Annotated in this window: 13 protein-coding genes; 11 read left to right on the top strand and 2 right to left on the bottom strand. The window is 65.5% G+C overall.

Going from position 1 to position 15661, the window contains the following annotated elements:
• Positions 1-21: 21 nt before the first annotated feature.
• The 8 genes from HFRIS_RS17825 to ldcA all read left to right on the top strand — a co-directional run bounded on the left by HFRIS_RS17825 (position 22) and on the right by ldcA (position 9323).
• Complete coding sequence (locus tag HFRIS_RS17825) at positions 22-684, top strand: FecR domain-containing protein (protein WP_477190165.1); 663 nt, start codon at positions 22-24, stop codon at positions 682-684.
• Between the two features lie 69 nt (positions 685-753).
• Positions 754-3201 (top strand): TonB-dependent siderophore receptor, encoded by a 2448-nt coding sequence (locus HFRIS_RS17820; RefSeq protein ID WP_006712659.1) that lies wholly within the window; start codon positions 754-756, stop codon positions 3199-3201.
• Positions 3202-3305: 104 nt separating this feature from the next.
• Positions 3306-4442 carry an efflux RND transporter periplasmic adaptor subunit gene (locus HFRIS_RS17815; protein WP_006712658.1) on the top strand — a complete coding sequence of 379 codons (1137 nt, stop codon included), beginning with the start codon at positions 3306-3308 and terminating at the stop codon, positions 4440-4442.
• The gene (locus tag HFRIS_RS17810; protein WP_006712657.1) at positions 4442-6403 is read left to right on the top strand and encodes a MacB family efflux pump subunit; all 1962 of its coding nucleotides are present in this window, start codon (positions 4442-4444) and stop codon (positions 6401-6403) included. Before HFRIS_RS17815 ends, HFRIS_RS17810 begins: the two co-directional genes overlap by 1 nt.
• A 149-nt stretch (positions 6404-6552) precedes the next feature.
• The gene (gene queE / locus HFRIS_RS17805; RefSeq protein ID WP_006712656.1) at positions 6553-7188 is read left to right on the top strand and encodes a 7-carboxy-7-deazaguanine synthase; all 636 of its coding nucleotides are present in this window, start codon (positions 6553-6555) and stop codon (positions 7186-7188) included.
• Positions 7189-7294: 106 nt separating this feature from the next.
• Positions 7295-7741, top strand: coding sequence for a 6-carboxytetrahydropterin synthase QueD (queD, locus tag HFRIS_RS17800; protein WP_006712655.1), 447 nt, complete (start codon positions 7295-7297; stop codon positions 7739-7741).
• Positions 7741-8319 carry a tRNA adenosine(34) deaminase TadA gene (gene tadA, locus HFRIS_RS17795; RefSeq protein WP_338033758.1) on the top strand — a complete coding sequence of 193 codons (579 nt, stop codon included), beginning with the start codon at positions 7741-7743 and terminating at the stop codon, positions 8317-8319. The genes queD and tadA overlap by 1 nt, the downstream gene beginning before the upstream one ends.
• Positions 8316-9323, top strand: a complete 1008-nt coding sequence (gene ldcA, locus HFRIS_RS17790) for a muramoyltetrapeptide carboxypeptidase (RefSeq protein WP_006712653.1) — start codon at positions 8316-8318, stop codon at positions 9321-9323. The genes tadA and ldcA overlap by 4 nt, the downstream gene beginning before the upstream one ends.
• A 30-nt stretch (positions 9324-9353) precedes the next feature.
• Here ldcA and HFRIS_RS17785 read toward each other — a convergent pair whose 3' ends face one another.
• On the bottom strand, positions 9354-9926 hold the full coding sequence (locus tag HFRIS_RS17785) for a DUF1439 domain-containing protein (protein WP_006712652.1): 573 nt from the start codon (positions 9924-9926) through the stop codon (positions 9354-9356).
• Positions 9927-10169: 243 nt separating this feature from the next.
• On the opposite strand from HFRIS_RS17785, the gene HFRIS_RS17780 reads away from it, so the two are divergent.
• Genes HFRIS_RS17780 through nadC form a run of 3 tightly spaced genes read left to right on the top strand, consistent with a single transcriptional unit; the run spans position 10170 to position 13848 of the window.
• Entirely contained in the window at positions 10170-11768 is a 1599-nt protein-coding gene (locus tag HFRIS_RS17780) for an ABC-F family ATPase (protein WP_006712651.1), read from the top strand.
• A gap of 29 nt (positions 11769-11797) precedes the next feature.
• The gene (gene nadA / locus HFRIS_RS17775; protein ID WP_039876301.1) at positions 11798-12937 is read left to right on the top strand and encodes a quinolinate synthase NadA; all 1140 of its coding nucleotides are present in this window, start codon (positions 11798-11800) and stop codon (positions 12935-12937) included.
• Positions 12934-13848 carry a carboxylating nicotinate-nucleotide diphosphorylase gene (gene nadC, locus HFRIS_RS17770; protein WP_006712649.1) on the top strand — a complete coding sequence of 305 codons (915 nt, stop codon included), beginning with the start codon at positions 12934-12936 and terminating at the stop codon, positions 13846-13848. The genes nadA and nadC overlap by 4 nt, the downstream gene beginning before the upstream one ends.
• A gap of 123 nt (positions 13849-13971) precedes the next feature.
• On the opposite strand, the gene nadB is transcribed toward nadC, so the two are convergent.
• The gene (gene nadB, locus HFRIS_RS17765; RefSeq protein WP_006712648.1) at positions 13972-15576 is read right to left on the bottom strand and encodes an L-aspartate oxidase; all 1605 of its coding nucleotides are present in this window, start codon (positions 15574-15576) and stop codon (positions 13972-13974) included.
• Positions 15577-15661 lie beyond the last annotated feature (85 nt).

Below are 15661 nucleotides of genomic sequence, written 5' to 3'. Positions count from 1 at the left end.
ACCGCCGATCAGCGCAGTGCCATCGGTGAACGGCGCGAGATGTTGCTGCCCGATGGCAGCAGACTTGTGCTCGACAGCGATAGCGCTGTCGATATCCGCTTCGCCGATGGGCTGCGGCGGCTGGTGCTGCGACGCGGTGCCATCATGGTCGAGACCGCCCACCTGGCAGCTTGGGCCGAGCAGCCTTTTTANGTGGATACGGCCCAGGGGCGGGTGCAGGCTTTGGGGACACGCTTCGTAGTGCGCCAGGAAGCATCGCCCGGATGGCGCCAGGCCGGCCGCAGTCGGGTCGAGGTGATGGCGGGTGCCGTCCGCATCACCCCGGCACGCAACGCCGTGGGGAGCGCGCTGGTCGGGCAGGGGCAGCAGGCGGTTTTCGACGATGTCACCGTGGGCGCGGTCGCTGCGCTCGATCCGAATGCACAGGCCTGGACCCAGGGCATGCTGATCGCCCGCGAGCGGCCCCTGGGCGATCTGCTGGCCGAGCTGGGGCGTTATCGGCCGGGCCTGTTGCAGGTTGATGATGCGGTGGCGCAGATCCCGGTCAATGGCGTCTTCCCGCTGGAAGATACCGACCGCGTGCTGGCGGCGCTGGAGCATGCCTTCCCCATCCGCATCCAGCGTCACACGCGCTACTGGACCCGGGTGGTCGCTGCCGTGCAGAAAAAATCGGGCCAGCCATAGCACTTTTGGATTCTCGTTCGTAAAGCAGATGAAGACCTTCACTTTTCATCGCTAACGAGGATAACAATAATGCGCCATCAGTCGCTTCGTTCTACCGCCACCACCCATCGCGCCCGCGGCACCACCGGTGCAACCCGTCCGCTCAGGGCGCTGTCCACCACCGCCCATGTCCTGATGGCCGGTAGCCTGCTGCTGGCCGGTGTCGCGCTGGTCATGCCGGCCAGTGCGGCCACACCGGTGGCGGCCGAGCAGAGCCTGCCATTGTCCATTCCCGCCGGTCCGCTGGACCAGTCCCTGAACCGCCTGGCTGCCAGTGCGCGTCGCCTGCTGGTGGTCGATCCGGCATTGCTGCGCGGCAGGCAGGCACCCGCCGTGGAAGGCAATCTGTCGGTGAGCCGCGCGCTGGAACAGTTGCTGTCCGGAAGTGGCCTGGTGGCGGATCAACGCGAGGATGGCAGCATCCACGTACGCAAGTTGCCGGCGCAGTCCTCCAGCCTGCCGGCCCTGACCGTGGTGGCCACCAGCGCCGTCGATCCGGGGGCCGGCCTGCAGCGTCCGGCCAGCAGTGGCGCGCTGGGATCGCGCTCGCTGCTGGAGACGCCGTTTTCCATCACCGTGGTGGACAAGGACGACATCCAGGAGCGCCAGGTCACCACCGTCGAGCAGGCCTTTCGCTACGATCCGTCGGTGACCTCGGCCAGCGGCGAATACGGGCGCGGGTCCTCGCTGCTGGTGCGCGGCCTGGGCATCGATGACACCAACGGTTTCAAGATGGATGGCCTGGCCCTGCCGGGCTGGGGCAACGACCTGTTGCCCATGGAAGTGTTCGAGCGCGTGGAGCTGCTCAAGGGGCTGTCGGGCTTCATGTATGGCTTCGGCTCGCCGGGCGGGATCATGAACTACGTGCTCAAGCGGCCCACCGACGAGAATCTGTTTGCCGTCGATGTCGGTTACAAGACCGGTTCGCTGTTCTCCAAGCACATCGACATGGGCGGTCGCGCCGGCGACGACCAGCGCCTGGGCTACCGGATCAACCTGGTCCAGGAGCAGGGCGGTACCTACTTCAAGGGCGGCTCGCTGGACCGCACCGTGGCCTCGCTGGCCACCGACCTCAGGCTGACCCAGGACCTCAAGCTCAGTTTCGATACTGTCTATGCCCGTCGCAAGTCCAACGGCAACGCCTTCTGGGGCATGAGCCTGGCCAGCGGCCTGGACCTGCCGACCGCCATCGATCCGCGCACCCGCCAGCAACCTGAAGGCGCCTATTTCAGCAATGAAAACATCGTGGTGAGCACCGGCCTGGAATGGCAGCTCAACCCGGACTGGAAATCCAGCTTCAACTATCGCTACGCCCGTGAAGACGTGGATTACGTCTACGGCGACATCAGCATCAACGATGCGCTGGGTAATACCACCACGCAGGTCTATGGCGGGCTCTACAGTTTCCAGTATCAGCAGCTGCAGGCCATGCTGGAGGGCAAGCTCAAGACCGGTGCGATCGGTCACCAACTGGTCTTCGGCGCCAGCCGTCAGCAATACGAGGTGCTCTCCGACCGCGCCTCGACCAGCACTGCTCTGGGCAGCGGCAACATCTACAGCGATTCGCGCTTGAGCGTGGGCGGCATCAGCAACGCCGGCCATTCCCAATACAGGGGTTCGGAGATCGTGCAGAACGCACTCTTCGCCAGCGATACCCTGAGCCTGGGCGAGCAGTGGTCGCTCATCGGCGGGCTGCGCTACACCCGCTTCGACCAGCGGGGTTACAACCGGGTCGGCGTGCAGACGACGACCTACCAGCGCTCCCCGGTCACGCCCACGGTGGCGCTGATGTTCAAGCCCCTGGCCGGCCTGACCACCTATGTCAGCTATGTCGAAGCGCTGGAGCGCGGTGGCACGGCTGGCGAGACCACGGCCAATGCCGGCGAGGTCATGCCGCCCCTGAAGAGCAAGCAGATCGAGGCTGGCGTGAAGGTCGAGCAGGCCAACTGGAGCGCCACGGCGGCGGTGTTCCGCATGCAGCGGGCGGCGGAGTATGTCAACGCGGCCAATACGCTGGTCCAGGATGGCGAGACCCGCTACCAGGGCCTGGACCTGTCCGGCCGCTATGCGCTCACCCCGGCGCTGAACCTGGAGGGTGGCCTCATGTGGCTGGACGCCAAGTACCAGAGCGATTCCGCCGACCTGGCCGGCAAGCAGGTCGTGGGTGCGCCGCGCATGCAGGCCACCGCCGGTGTGCGGTACCGCGTCGCGGGTGTGGCTGGCCTCAGCGTGAACGGCGGCCTGCGCCATGTCGGCCGCTCCAAGCTCGACACCGGCGCCCCCCAGCGTGAGTTGAGCGCCTACACCGTCATGGACGTCGGCGCCGTCTATCGCACCCGCCTGAGCGGCAAGGACGTCACCTTCAATGCCCAGGTACAGAACCTGGCCGACCGCCGCTACTGGGTCTACAACGGCGACAGCTACATCTTCGCCGGTGCACCGCGCACCCTGAGCCTGAACGCGCGCGTGGAGTTCTGAGAGCAAGGCTTGCCGGATCGCGCCATTGGCCGGTCCGGCTTTTTTGCGGCAAGCAAGGAGATCGGGTGAGCAGGGGCAAGTCAAGACGTGGATGGGGCGCGGGCATGACGCTGGCCGCACTGGCATCACTGGCAGCGGTGCTGGGCGTGTTGGCCTGGTCGTGGGGGCAGGCGGGGCCGGAATACGATACGGTCGCGGTGATGCGGGGCGATGTGGAAGCCAGCGTGGTGGCGGTAGGCAAGCTGCAGCCACGGCGTTTCGTCGATGTCGGCGCGCAGGTGTCCGGGCAGATCCAGCACCTGCATGTGCAGCCCGGCGATACGGTCAAGAAGGGCCAGTTGCTGGTCGAGATCGATCCCAGCGTGCAAAAGGCGACGGTCGACGCCGGACGCGCCGCCCTCAGCGGGCTGCGTGCGCAACTGGCCGAGCAGCAGGCCCAGCATGCCTTGACACTGCGCCAGGCCCAGCGCCAGCGCGCGCTGGACGCCGGTGGCGCCACCCGTACCGAGGACGTCGATATCGCCGAAGCCGCGTTGGCCCAGGCCGCCGCCCGCGTGGCCCACATCCAGGCCCAGATCACGCAGAACGCCGCCACGGTGCAGGCCGACGAAGTGCGGCTGGGCTATACCCGCATCTACGCGCCCATGGATGGCACGGTGGTCAACGTCGAGGCCCGCGAAGGCCAGACCCTCAATGCCACCTACCAGACGCCCGCCATCCTGCGCATTGCGGACCTGTCCGTGATGACGGTGTGGACTGAGGTGTCCGAAGCGGAAGTGCGCAAGGTGCGGGCCGGCATGCCGGTCTATTTCTCGACCCTCGGAGGCGACCAGCGACGCTGGCAAGCGCAGGTGCGCCAGGTGCTGCCAGCGCCGAGCGGCGAGGGCAAGAGCCTGGACAGCGCACTGGCGCCCTCCAGCAACAAGGTGGTGGTCTACATGGCCCTGTTCGACGTCGACAACCGCGATGGCGCCCTGATGCCGCAGATGACCGCACAGGTCCACTTCGTCGTGGCGGCGGCACGCGACGTGCTGGTGGTACCGTTGGCCGCCGTGCGCAAGGACAAGGAGCGCCTGCTGGCACGGATACGGCTACCCGATGGGCGCATCGAGGAGCGCGAACTGCGGGCGGGCGTACGCAACCGGATCAGCGTAGAAGTGCAGCAGGGTGTGCAGGAAGGTGAACAGATCGTCATTGCAGAGAAACCGGGCCGGCGCGGTCTGCCGAGGTTCCAGCTGTGATGGCGACCGCGACCGCCGCTGCCCTGATTGAACTGCGCGACCTGCGCAAGGACTATGGCGGCCAGGATGGCAGCCCTGCGGTACAGGTGCTGCGCGGGGTGGACCTGCAGATACGGCAGGGTGAATTTGTCGCCATCGTGGGTGCTTCCGGCTCGGGCAAGTCCACCTTGATGAACATCCTCGGTTGCCTGGACCGTCCCAGCGCTGGCCAGTATCTATTCAATGGCAGCGATGTCGCCGCCTTCGATGCCGACCGCCTGGCCTGGCTGCGGCGCGAGGCCTTCGGCTTCGTCTTCCAGGGCTATCACCTCATCCCCACCGAATCCGCCTGCGAAAACGTGGAACTGCCGGCCATCTACGCCGGCCTGCCCGAACCGCAGCGACGGCAACGGGCGGCGGCGCTATTGGCGCGGCTGGGGCTGGCGCAGCGCCTGGACAACCGGCCGCACCAGCTCTCCGGCGGCCAGCAGCAGCGGGTGTCGATCGCCCGCGCCCTGATGAACGGCGGCCGCATCATCCTGGCCGATGAACCCACCGGGGCGCTGGACAGCCAGAGCGGCGCCGAGGTGATGCAGTTGTTCCATGAACTGGCCGACGCCGGCCACACCATCATCCTCATCACCCATGATCGTGAGGTGGCCGCTCAGGCCAGACGCGTCATCGAGGTCCGTGATGGCAGCATCATCGGCGACAGCGGCGCGGCCCCGGATGCACCTGCACAGGCCATGCCCGATCTCCGCGAGGCCGCCGCCAGCCAGCCACCGGTGCGCCGCTGGAGGGACGAATTGCGCGAGGCGGCGCGGGCTGCCTGGCGGGTGATGTGGGTCAACCGCTTTCGCACCGCGCTGACCTTGCTGGGCATCGTCATCGGCGTGGCCTCGGTGATCGTGATGATGGCCATCGGCCTGGGCACGCGCCAGCAGGTGGTGGCGCAACTGGGGCGCTTCGGCTCCAACCTGATGTACATGGCCGCCATCGGCGAGAGTTCGCGCATCCCGGGGCGCAGTATCACCCTGCAAGACCTGGAGGCGGTGGCCGACCTGCCCAACATCACCCATGTCCTGCCCAATGTGACGGGCAACAAGGTGGTGCGCCATGGCAACCAGGATATCCAGACCTATGTACGCGGCACCGGCGCCGGCCTGCCCGAGATCCAGACCTGGCCGCTGGCGCGGGGCGCCTTCTTCACGGCCGAGGACGAACGGGAGCTGGCCTCGGTAGCGGTGCTGGGCCACCGCCTTGCGCGTGAGCTGATGCCGGAGGTACCGGACCCGGTGGGGCAGATGGTGTTGATCGGCAATTCGCCGTTCCAGGTGATCGGCGTGATGAGCGAGAAGGGCGCCCTCAGCGGGGACCGTGACGAAGACAACCTGTTGCTCATGCCCTTTTCCACGGCCGGGGCCAAGGTCTTCGGCCAGCGCGAGCCGACCTATACGGTCATGGCGGTGGCCGATGTCGGTCGCATCCAGGACACCCAGCAGCAACTGGAAGCCTTGCTGCTGGAGCGGCATGGCATCCGCGACTTCAGCATCGGCAATGCCGCCGCCTCCATCGCCGCCGAAGCCAGCACGCGCGACACCATGACCATGATGCTGTCGCTGGTGGCGGCGGTCTCGCTGCTGGTGGGCGGCATCGGCGTGATGAACGTGATGCTGATGACGGTGCGCGAGCGCACCCGTGAGATCGGCATCCGCCTGGCCACCGGTGCTAGGCAGCGTGACATCCTGCGCCAGTTTCTCACCGAGGCGGTATTGGTGACGCTTGTGGGCGGTGCCGCCGGCGTGGGTCTGGGCGTGGCGGTGGGGCTGGCGCTGATGGCGGCCGGGGTGCCGCTGATCTTTTCGCTGACCGCCATGCTGGCGGCCTTCGGCTGCGCCGTACTGACCGGGCTGCTGTTCGGCTACATGCCGGCGCGGCGGGCGGCGAGGCTGGACCCGGTGGTGGCGCTGAGCACGGCCTGAGCTGCTTGCGGGGCGGCAAACGCGTCCGGGCCGGTGGGGAGCGGCTATAATGAGGGCCTCCGTTAAAAATGTCGCTCCAACCAGGCGTCAGCATGGCAGCCGGCCCCGGCCAGCCTGCCCAGTTTCTGCGGCCCGCCCGCTCCGATATCGTGACCTACAGCATCAAAGAAATCTTCTATACCTTGCAAGGCGAGGGCGCGCACGCCGGTCGTCCGGCCGTCTTTTGCCGTTTTTCCGGCTGCAACCTCTGGACCGGGCGCGAGGAAGACCGCAGCCGCGCCATCTGCCAGTTCTGCGACACCGACTTCGTCGGCACCGATGGAGAGAACGGCGGCAAGTTCAAGAGCGCTGGCGAACTGGCGTCCATGATCGACAGCCTCTGGCCGGCCAGCTATGCGCCCAGCAAGTACGTGGTCTTTACCGGTGGGGAACCGCTGCTGCAGCTGGATCCCGCCCTGATCGAGGCCATGCATGCGGTGGGCTTCGAAATCGCCATCGAGACCAACGGCACCATTGCCGTGCCGGACGGGGTGGACTGGATCTGCGTCAGCCCCAAGATGGGGGCCGAGCTGAAGGTGCTGCGCGGCAGCGAGCTGAAGGTGGTGGTGCCGCAGGCCGGCCAGCCGCTGGCGGAGTATGAAAAGCTGGATTTCCAGCACTTCCTGCTGCAGCCCATGGATGGCCCGCAGGCGGCCGCCAATACCCGCATGGCCATCGACATGGTCAAGCACAATCCCAAGTGGAAGCTGAGCATCCAGACCCACAAGCTGCTCAATATTCCCTGAGCGATTTTTGCTTTTTTCTTCATGCGGCGCTGCGCCGCGTGATTACAATGACCTCATCCCGGCCCGCTGCGCGCAAGCTGCGGCGGGCTTCCTTGAAGAAACATTCATGCTGACCATTACCCGCAAACTCGAATTCGACGCCGGCCACCGTATCCCGGACCACAAGAGCCAGTGCCGCAACCTGCACGGCCACCGCTATACGCTGGAAATCACCCTGACGGGCGCCGTCATCGATATCGAGGGCAATTCCGACAACGGCATGATCATGGACTTCTCCGACATCAAATCCCTGGCCAAGGAACACCTGGTCGATGTCTGGGACCATGCCTTCCTGGTCTATGACAAGGACGCGCCGGTGCGCGACTTCCTGGCCAGCCTGCCGGGCCACAAGACGGTGGTCATCGGCAGCATCCCCACCGTGGAAAACCTGGCCCGTGAAGCCTTCGCCATCCTCAAGGCGGCCTACAAGGACCGTTATGGCACCGGCCTGCATCTGCAAAAGCTGGTGTTGCACGAAACGCCCAATTGCTGGGCCGAGATCACGGCCGACTGATGGACGCTTCGCTTCCGCTCGAGGCGGCAACGCCATCGACAGCACCGACGCCATTGGCGGCAACCGAAGCCGACCTGCGCCACATGCGCGCCGCGCTCGACCAGGCCAACAACGCCTGGGCGCTGGGCGAGGTACCGGTGGGCGCGGTGGTGGTCAAGGATGGGGTGGTCATCGCGACCGGCTTCAACCAGCCCATCGGCAAGCATGATCCGACGGCGCATGCCGAGATCATGGCCCTGCGCCGCGCCGCCGAAAAGCTGGGCAACTACCGGCTGCCCGGCTGCGAGCTGTACGTGACGCTGGAGCCCTGTGTCATGTGCTCTGGCGCCATGATGCATGCGCGCCTGGCGCGGGTGGTGTATGGCGCGGCCGATCCCAAGACCGGGGCCTGCGGTTCGGTGATGAACCTGTTCGAGCAGGAAAAACTGAACCATCACACCGAGCTGCTGGGTGGCGTGATGGCCGAGGAATGCGGGCAGTTATTGAAAGAATTCTTCGCCATGCGGCGCGAACAAGTGAAGCAACAACGCCTGCAGTCGACGTCCGCTGAAGGTGAACAACAAGGTGGAGCAGCATGACAGCAGGGCGCGAACTTCTCGACGGACTGGTGCCGGCTGGCACCGGCGTGGCCATCGTGGCCCCCTGCGGCCATGCCGGGCTGGACCCGGAGGGCGTGCAGCGTGGCGTGGCCCTGCTGGAGTCGCTGGGCTGCCGGGTGCGCAACTTCTATGACCACGCGCAGCGCTTCCAGCGCTTTGGCGCCACCGACGAACAGCGCGCCGCGCAGTTGATGGAGGCCGCCGCCGATCCGGAGATTGACGTGATCCTGGGGCTGCGCGGTTCCTACGGCATGAGCCGCATCCTGCCGGCGCTGGATATTCCGGCCCTGGCCGCCAGCGGCAAGCTGCTGGTGGGTTACAGCGATTTCACGGCGCTGCAGTGTGTCCTCTTGGGCCAGTGCGGTCACGCCGGCTTCCAGGGCCCGATGCTCAATGGCGACTTCGGCGCCCTGGCCCCCAACTGGCAGGCGCTGGCGACCTTCTGGCGCACCCTGACTTCGCCGCAGGTGGTGGTGCGCAACTACCAGGGTGAGAGCGATCCCGAGCGTCCCGCCATTGGCGACCGCCGTACCGATCCGCTCAGCCCCGAAGTGCGCTGCGAGGGCAGGCTATGGGGGGGCAACCTGGCCATGGTGGCGCACATGGTGGGCCATCCGCGCTTCCCCAGGATGGACGGCGGCATTCTGTTTCTGGAAGATGTGAATGAACATCCCTTCCGCGTCGAACGCATGATCCTGCAACTGGAGCAAGCCGGTGTGCTGGCGCGCCAGCAGGCCGTCGTGCTGGGTGATTTTTCCGGTTACCGGCTGGCCGAGATCGACAACGGCTACGATTTCACGGCGATGCTGGCCTTCCTGCGCCAGCGCATTGCCACTCCCATCGTCACCGGGCTGCCCTTCGGACATGTGCGCGACCTGGTCACGCTGCCGCTGGGTGCCCATGCGGTGCTGGATGCACAGGGCGCGCAAGGCTTCACGCTGACCCTGTCGGATTACCCGTTCTTGCCTCTGCGCCGGGCCTGAGGCCGAGGGGAGCAGGTGCGGGCAGGGCGCTTATTGCTCCTTGACCTCGACCTTCACCGCATCCTTTTCGACGGTGATCTTGCCGGGTTCGAAGCGTTTGCCATTCATCTGCAACTGATCTGGCGTGAAGGTATAGAGCGCGTAGTCGCGCAGGAACTGGTTGGCAGCGGCGTTGCCCAGCGCGGTCAGCTGCTGCGCGTACTGCGGCGGCAGGTCGGTGCTGTCGACCTTGTCCACCTTGGGGGCGTCCAGGCGCAGCGAGCGGGTGGCCGGGTCGTACTTGAAGGCGCTGCTCAGCGTCAGTACCGCATTGACCGGGCGCTGCAGCAGCAGCGGGTTGGCAATCTGCGCATCGACCACGGTGTTCATGCGGTTTTCGCCCGGCAACATGCCCAGGCGCGGATTGCTCAGGGTGACGTCGAAGATGTCCATGTAGCGCAGCTTGCGCGGAAATTGTGGCGCGATGGCGCTTTGCAGTTGCTGGCGGGACACGGTGTATTCGTTGGTCCAGATGTTATAGCCGGACTCGGCGGCCAGGGCGTGGCCCATGGCCAGGGTGGAGAGCATCAGGGTGGCCGCAAGGGCCGGGGTGGCTTGCTTCATGCTTGCAGTTTCCAGAGTGACAAAGTGGGTAGAGCCTCATCCAGTGGCTAAAAATCCCGCGCAATTGTAAGTCGCAGACAGTCAAAGCGGGTTTGAGAATGGCTGTTTGACAAGTTTCGCGCACTCGCCAGCGGCCGCAGGCAAGCCTTGGCGGGCGCGCAGTGGTAAAATCCGCCGTTTCGCGTGCCGCGGCTGTAGCCTGGACTGGCGCACGCAAGTTACATTTTTGAAAAGGTTTTCGCAGTGCTATCCACCGCAAACATCACCATGCAGTTCGGCGCCAAGCCGTTGTTCGAGAATATTTCCGTCAAGTTCGGCGATGGCAATCGCTATGGCCTGATCGGCGCCAATGGCTGCGGCAAGTCCACCTTCATGAAGATCCTGGGTGGCGATCTGGAACCCTCGGGCGGCAACGTCAGCCTGGACGTCAACGAACGCCTGGGTAAATTGCGCCAGGACCAGTTCGCCTACGAAGAGATGCGCGTGCTGGACGTGGTCATGATGGGCCACGTCGAGATGTGGGATGCCATGTCCGAGCGCGACGCCATCTATGCCAACCCGGATGCCACCGACGACGACTACATGAAGGCGGCCGACCTGGAAGCCCGCTTTGCCGAATTCGACGGCTATACCGCCGAAGCGCGTGCCGGCGAACTGCTGCTGGGCGTGGGCGTGCCCATCGAACAGCACAACGGTCCCATGAGCAACGTCGCCCCCGGCTGGAAGCTGCGCGTGCTGCTGGCGCAGGCCCTGTTCTCCAACCCCGATATCCTGCTGCTGGACGAACCGACCAACAACCTGGACATCAACACCATCCGCTGGCTGGAAGACGTGCTCAACGAGCGCAATTCCACCATGATCATCATTTCCCACGATCGCCACTTCCTGAACCAGGTCTGCACCCACATGGCCGACATGGACTATGGCACCCTAAAGATCTACCCCGGCAACTATGACGAGTACATGCTGGCCTCCTCCCAGGCACGTGCCCAGCAACTGGCTGTGAACGCCAAGGCCAAGGAAAAGGTCGCCGAACTGCAGGACTTCGTGCGCCGCTTCTCGGCCAACAAGTCGAAGGCCCGCCAGGCGACTTCGCGTGCCAAGCAGATCGACAAGATCAAGGTCGAGGACATCAAGCCGTCCTCCCGCGTGAACCCTTTCGTGCGTTTCGAAGGCGAGAAGAAGCTGCACCGCCTGGCCGTGGAAACCCAGGGCATCACCAAGACCTATGATCGCGACATCTTCAAGAACTTCAGCATCATGGTCGAAGCCGGCGAAAAGATCGCCATCATCGGCGCCAACGGTGCCGGTAAGACCACGCTGTTGCGCAGCATCGGTGGCGACGTCACCGGCCTGCACCCCGATTCCGGCCAGGTGAAGTGGGCCGAGAACGCCAACGTGGGCTACATGCCGCAGGACCCGACCGAGGAATTCGCTGCCGGCGAGACCCTGACCGACTGGATGGGCAAGTGGACCCAGGAAGGCGACGACGACCAGGCCGTGCGCGGCATCCTGGGCCGTCTGCTGTTCTCCGGCGACGACGTCAAGAAGTCCGTGAAGGTGCTCTCCGGTGGTGAAAAGGGCCGCATGATGTACGGCAAGCTGATGCTGGGCCGCCACAACGTGCTGCTCATGGACGAACCGACCAACCACATGGACATGGAGTCCATCGAGTCGCTCAACATCGCGCTGGAAAAGTACGCCGGCACGCTGATCTTCGTCTCGCATGACCGCGAATTCGTGTCGTCGCTGGCCACCCGCATCCTCGAAGTGAAGGACGGCCAGGTGATCGACTTCCGTGGCAACTACGAAGACTACCTGGCCAGCCAGGGCATCGAATAATCCCTCATCGCAAAGCATTGTTGACCGCCATGCAAGCAACAGCAACCAAGGTCGTCGAGTTCGAGCGACCGCAAATGGAGACCGGCGGCAGTTGTACCGCCAATGCGTGGGCCAAGGTACCGGCCACGCCCAGCCCCGAGGAACGCGCGCAGCTGAAAGCGCGCATCCGCCAACTGCTCAAGGAAAAGCAGGCGGTGCTGGTGGCGCACTACTACGTCGATGGAGACCTGCAGGACCTGGCCGAGGAAACCGGCGGCTGCGTCTCCGATTCGCTGGAAATGGCGCGTTTCGGCCGTGATCACGCCGCCCAGACCCTGGTGGTGGCCGGCGTGCGCTTCATGGGCGAGACCGCCAAGATCCTGAGCCCGGAAAAGCACATCCTCATGCCCGACCTGGAGGCGACCTGTTCACTGGACCTGGGTTGCCCGGCCGACGAATTTGCCGCTTTCTGCGACCAGCACCCGGACCGCACCGTGGTGGTCTATGCCAATACCAGTGCGGCTGTGAAGGCCAGGGCCGACTGGATGGTGACCTCCGGCATCGGCCTGGAAATCGTCCAGCACCTGCATGCCCAGGGCAAGAAGATCCTGTGGGCACCCGACAAGCACCTGGGCAGCTACATCCAGAAGCAGACCGGCGCCGACATGCTGCTGTGGCAGGGTTCCTGCCTGGTGCACGACGAATTCAAGGGCGTGGAACTGGAACTGATGCGCGCCGAACACCCCGATGCGCTGGTGCTGGTGCACCCCGAGTCGCCCGAGGCCGTGGTGGCCCAGGCCGACGTGATCGGTTCGACCTCGCAACTGATCGCCGCCGTGCAAGCGTCTGACGCCCCGGCCTTCATCGTCGCCACCGATAACGGCATCCTGCACAAGATGCGCGCCGCGGCCCCCGGCAAGCGTTTCATCGACGCCCCCACGGCCGGCAACAGCGCTACCTGCAAGAGTTGCGCCCATTGCCCGTGGATGGCCATGAACGGCTTGCAGAATCTGCTGCACGTGCTGGAAACCGGCGCCAACGAAATCCATGTCGATCCCGCCATAGGCCAGCAGGCCGTGGTCTGCATCGATCGCATGCTGGACTTCGCCGCCCAGCGCAAGGCCAAGGTCCGCCCGTCGGCGCGCCTTGAAGATGAACAGCAACTGTTTGCAGGAATCGGCCCCGCATGACTCTCCACGCCCTCAAATCCGCGTCCGCGGCCTCCACCGTCGCCGCCAGCAATCTGCGCAATCCCTTCGCACCCTTCGATCCGGCACTGCATGCGGCCTTCGATGCCAACGTCAACCAGGCCATCGCCGAAGACGTCGGCGACTGCGACTACACCGGCCTGCTGGTGCCGGAGAGCGAGTTCGTCAAGGCCCGCGTGATCGTGCGCGAAGCCGCCGTACTGTGCGGTGCGCCCTGGTTCGAAGCCGTCATGACCCGCCTTGATCCGCGTCTGCAGGTCAGCTGGCGCTACGCCGAAGGGGAGGTGATGACGGCCGACAGCGAGGTCTGCACCATCGAAGGCCCGGCCCGTGCCTTGCTGACCGCCGAGCGCGGTGCGCTGAACTTCCTGCAGCTGCTCTCGGGCGTTGCCAGCGCTACCCGGCGTTACGTGGAGGTGGTGCAGGGTACAGCTGCGTCCATCCTGGATACCCGTAAGACCCTGCCGGGCCTGCGCCTGGCGCAGAAGTACGCAGTGCGCGTCGGTGGCGGCGCCAACCAGCGTCTGGCGCTGTACGACGGCATCCTGATCAAGGAAAACCATATTGCTGCTGCCGGTGGCATCACGGCCGCTGTGGCGGCTGCCATCAAGCTCAATGCCGGTGTCACCATCCAAGTCGAGGTGGAGAACCTGCAGGAGCTGGAAGAAGCGCTGCAGGCCGGCGCGCAATCCATCCTGCTGGACAATTTCTCGCTGGAGCTGATGCGCGAGGCCGTGGCCATCAATGCCGGACGCGCCTTGCTGGAGGCTTCCGGCGGCATCAACATGCAGACCGTACGTGCCATTGCCGAAACCGGTGTGGACCGCATTTCCATCGGCAGCCTGACCAAGGATATCCAGGCCACCGACTTTTCCCTGCGCGTGGTCGGCTGACGCTGTCCGTACGCTGGAACGACAAGGCCCGCCGGAGAAATCCGGCGGGCCTTGTCGCTTTATTATCGGGCTAGCTCTTTGCTACCCCGGCCAGCCGGTCCAGGGCAGGGCGATACTAGCGCATCATTGCCGCCCGGGCAGGATGGTCGGCGTGGCGCGGGGTAGCGTGCGCGGATAGTCCTGGCTGAAGTGCAGGCCCCGGCTTTCCTTGCGCATCAGTGCGCTGGAGACGATCAACTGCGCCACGTCCACCAGGTTGCGCAGTTCCAGCAGATCACGCGAGACGCGGAAGTTGGCGTAATACTCGTCGATCTCTTCCTTGAGCAGGCGGATGCGATGCTGTGCGCGCTCCAGGCGCTTGTCGGTACGCACGATGCTCACGTAGTTCCACATGAAGCGACGCAGTTCGTCCCAGTTGTGGGCGATCACCACCTCCTCGTCGGCATCGGTGACACGGCTTTCATCCCAGGCAGGCAGGTCGGCCACGCGCCAGGTGCCAGCAGCCAGTTCGCGCTCGATATCGGCAGCCGCGGCGCGTCCCAGCACCACGCACTCCAGCAGCGAATTGCTGGCCAGCCGGTTGGCGCCGTGCAGGCCCGTATAGGCGGTCTCGCCGACGGCATACAGCCCCGGCAGGTCGGTGCGGCCAGCCATGTCGGTCACCACGCCGCCGCAAGTGTAGTGGGCGGCCGGCACCACCGGGATCGGCTGGCGCGTGATGTCGATGCCGAACTCCAGGCAGCGGGCCTGGATGGTCGGGAAGTGCTCGGCGATGAAGGCCGGGCTCTGGTGGCTGATGTCCAGGTCCACATGGTCCAGGCCGCGCTTCTTCATCTCGAAGTCGATGGCGCGGGCCACGATGTCGCGTGGCGCCAGCTCGGCCCGGGCATCGTGCTCGGGCATGAAGCGCTGGCCGGCGGACGCACCGGCCGAGGCCGGCAGCTTGAGCAGGGCGCCTTCGCCGCGCAGCGCCTCGCTGATGAGGAAGGACTTGGCATAGGGGTGATACAGGCAGGTCGGATGGAACTGGATGAATTCCATGTTGGCCACCCGGCAGCCGGCGCGCCAGGCCATGGCAATGCCGTCGCCGGTGGCTGAATCCGGGTTGGAGGTGTACAGATAGACCTTGCCCGCACCCCCGGTGGCCAGCACGGTGCGGCCGGCGGCGATGGCCAGCACCCGGCCGCTCTGGCTGTCCTGCACATGCACGCCCAGGCAACGCGGCTCGGCCTCGCGATCGCGCCTGCCGGCGTGGATCAGGTCGATGGCGCAGTGGTGTTCCAGCAGGGTGATGTTGGGGTGGGCGCGCACGCGCTGTTCCAGCGTCACCTGCACCGCATGCCCGGTGGCATCGGCGGCGTGGATGATGCGACGCTGGCTGTGGCCGCCTTCGCGGGTCAGGTGGTAGCCCAGCTCGGCGCTGTCGTCGCGGGTGAAGGGTACGCCCTGGGCGATCAGCCATTCGATGGCCTGGCGCCCTTGTTCGACGATGGCGCGGGTGGCGCCTTCGTCACACAGGCCGGCACCGGCCACCAGCGTGTCCTCGATGTGCTGGGCGTGGCTGTCGCCCGAATCCAGCACGGCGGCGATGCCGCCTTGCGCCCAGTTGCTGGCGCCGTCCAGCAGTTCGCCCTTGGAGACGACCACGACCTGATACTTTTCGGCAAGATGGAGAGCTACGGAGAGACCGGCCAGACCGCTGCCGATGATGGCGACATCGCACTTCATGATCGTGAGCAAAGCTGCTGTTGTGGAGGGAGCCGACGATTATAACCAGAGCCGACGGGCATATTGTTTATATCGTTTCCCCGCC

It is taken from the genome of Herbaspirillum frisingense GSF30, from assembly GCF_000300975.2.
Taxonomy (GTDB): Bacteria; Pseudomonadota; Gammaproteobacteria; order Burkholderiales; family Burkholderiaceae_D; genus Herbaspirillum; species Herbaspirillum frisingense.
This window is presented reverse-complemented; position numbering and strand designations above follow the sequence as displayed.

Excerpts from the sequence above, each read along its gene's own strand:
- HFRIS_RS17815 (WP_006712658.1), top strand. The coding sequence starts at position 3,306 with ATGACGCTGGCCGCACTGGCATCACTGGCAGCGGTGCTGGGCGTGTTG.
- HFRIS_RS17820 (WP_006712659.1), top strand. The coding sequence starts at position 754 with ATGCGCCATCAGTCGCTTCGTTCTACCGCCACCACCCATCGCGCCCGC.
- HFRIS_RS17785 (WP_006712652.1), bottom strand. The coding sequence starts at position 9,926 with ATGAAGCAAGCCACCCCGGCCCTTGCGGCCACCCTGATGCTCTCCACC.
- tadA (WP_338033758.1), top strand. The coding sequence starts at position 7,741 with ATGGACGCTTCGCTTCCGCTCGAGGCGGCAACGCCATCGACAGCACCG.
- queD (WP_006712655.1), top strand. The coding sequence starts at position 7,295 with ATGCTGACCATTACCCGCAAACTCGAATTCGACGCCGGCCACCGTATC.
- ldcA (WP_006712653.1), top strand. The coding sequence starts at position 8,316 with ATGACAGCAGGGCGCGAACTTCTCGACGGACTGGTGCCGGCTGGCACC.
- HFRIS_RS17810 (WP_006712657.1), top strand. The coding sequence starts at position 4,442 with ATGGCGACCGCGACCGCCGCTGCCCTGATTGAACTGCGCGACCTGCGC.
- nadA (WP_039876301.1), top strand. The coding sequence starts at position 11,798 with ATGCAAGCAACAGCAACCAAGGTCGTCGAGTTCGAGCGACCGCAAATG.
- nadC (WP_006712649.1), top strand. The coding sequence starts at position 12,934 with ATGACTCTCCACGCCCTCAAATCCGCGTCCGCGGCCTCCACCGTCGCC.
- nadB (WP_006712648.1), bottom strand. The coding sequence starts at position 15,576 with ATGAAGTGCGATGTCGCCATCATCGGCAGCGGTCTGGCCGGTCTCTCC.